At 35.9% G+C, this 2,177-nt stretch carries 1 protein-coding gene and 1 pseudogene; one reads left to right on the top strand and one right to left on the bottom strand.

Annotation, left to right across the window (positions count from 1 at the left end; translation table 11 throughout):
- Positions 1 to 456 (bottom strand): annotated as a pseudogene (locus ACY651_RS13900) (F0F1 ATP synthase subunit alpha); the annotation flags it as partial.
- 537 nt (positions 457 to 993) lie between these two features.
- Between ACY651_RS13900 and ACY651_RS13895 the strand changes: the two are divergent.
- Positions 994 to 2,177: hypothetical protein (locus tag ACY651_RS13895; RefSeq protein WP_462253755.1), on the top strand; the 1,184-nt coding region annotated here is incomplete at its 3' end.

The following is a 2,177-nucleotide window of genomic DNA, read 5'->3' as shown; positions in this document are numbered from 1 at the left end:
AATACCTGTTTGCAAGGGTTCTTTAACCGGCTCCCTGAAAATTACACCCGGTGCTTTACGCTCCAAAGGCATTTCATACAATTCACCTTTTAATGGGCCTTTACCATCAATTGGTTCACCCAATGTATTAATAACACGGCCGCTCATACCTTCACCTACTTTAATAGAGGCAATTTGGCCAGTACGTTTTACTTTATCCCCTTCTTTAATTTCGCTGCTGTCACCCATCAATACCACACCCACATTATCTTCTTCAAGGTTTAAGGCAATTGCTTTTACACCATTGTCAAATTCAACCAATTCGCCGCTACGTACATTATTAAGGCCATATACACGGGCAATTCCATCACCCACCTGCAATACTGTCCCTACTTCTTCAAGGCTTGCTGAGGCATTAAAGTTGCTTAATTGCTGACGAAGAATCGCCGAAATTTCATCAGGTTTAATTTCTACCATAAAATATCAATTAATTGTTTATTATGAGGCTTATTTTTTCAGGGTGCAAAGGTAGGGCGAGATAGTGGGAATGTCAAAAAAATAAGGATAATTTAAAAGTTACTCACTATAAATGTAGCTACCAATCGCCTTTCTCATAATCTTAAGCAAAGTGCAATCATTATAATTTTCTTTAAATGCAAAATTAATTTTACTAATAAGAAACAGGTATTTCCTTAATATGAAAAGATAACATTAATATACAAGATCAGGCATTAACAATAAAAGGCGATCTTTTATATAAATTATGTACCTCAAAAAGGATTTAAATTCTAGAACAAAAAAAAATCAATAAAAAATTGTTGGTGCAAAATATAAAATGATGTAATTTTCCATTTCTATTTTATTTTAGTAACAATGTTTTATTTTGTTATTTCCAATTTATAGTGTGTCCTGAATAATCCTTTTTGTAAAACCAAAACTAACTTACCCTTAAAAATTCAGACTATAAACTATTTACTTAAAGCTACTAATTACAAAAACTAACAACTATTAATTATGAGAAATTTTACCCGACTTTTTTTTACAGGGTTGATGCTGATGCTGTTTTGCAGCTTCGGATTTGCACAGCAAAGCTCTAAGTTTACCACAGTAGTGGGTAAGCTAATACGAACAACGCCCAAAATATCGGATCTTGATAAGAATTCGATGTATGGAGAACCACTTCTTAAAACACGGGATGAGTTTGGAGTGATTGGGGTTGTAAAAGAAAAATATGTTAATAAAGAAAAAAATCGTTTTGCAAGCAAAGTTGCGAAAGATATGGCATTACAAACTGGTAATAGCCCTTCTTCACCAACAGCTTCTTCTGCAGTAATTAATCAAAATTTTGATGGCCTTTTTGCTACGGGCTTTGCGCCATCTGATAATAATCTTGCAGTTGGTCCAAATCACGTTATTCAAATAATAAACCACAGCAGTGGTTCTTTATTTAAAATTTGGAACAAGGCGGGTGTTCAGGTTTTAGCTCAAACAGTTTTAAGTACTATAACTGGTTTGAGTGGTGCTGGAGATCCGGTTGTAATGTATGACCAAATTGCAGACAGGTGGATACTTACAGAATTTTCGAGTACCAATGATCTGAGATTTGCAGTTTCTGTAACCCCGGATCCAACTGGTGCTTATAAAGTGTATTCTTACAATTTTGCTTATTTTCCTGATTATCCTCACTATTCTGTTTGGCATAACGCCTATTATGGAATTACTCATGATTTTCAGCCGGGTTATGTGGGCAGCTCTATATATGCATTTGACAGGGCTGCAATGATTGCAGGGGCTGCAACCGCAAATGTGGTAAGCTTTAGATTTGATAACAGTGTTGGACCGAATGTTGCTAACCGTGCCTTTACAATGCTTTCTGTTCATCAGGAAGGGCCGGCAGCTTCAAATCAAAGTGGATTATTTACTTTCTTTCAGGATGATTCAGATACACCTGATCCACTAGATGTGGACAGTGTATTTACATTTACATATACACCTAATTTTACAACACCTGCTCTGTCAGTTATCAGCCCAATGTCAAGTGTTGTGTCAGCTCCGTTTAATTCTACTTTGTGTGGAACTAACGCCTGTATTACACAAACTGGCGGAGGTGCAGCTATAAGAGGTATAGATGGTCAGTTGATGCATAAAGTAGGGTACAGAAATTTTGGTGGTTTTGAATCTATGGTAGCGAATTTTAC

The organism is Ferruginibacter sp., from assembly GCF_031391665.1.
GTDB lineage: Bacteria > Bacteroidota > Bacteroidia > Chitinophagales > Chitinophagaceae > Ferruginibacter.
This window is presented reverse-complemented; position numbering and strand designations above follow the sequence as displayed.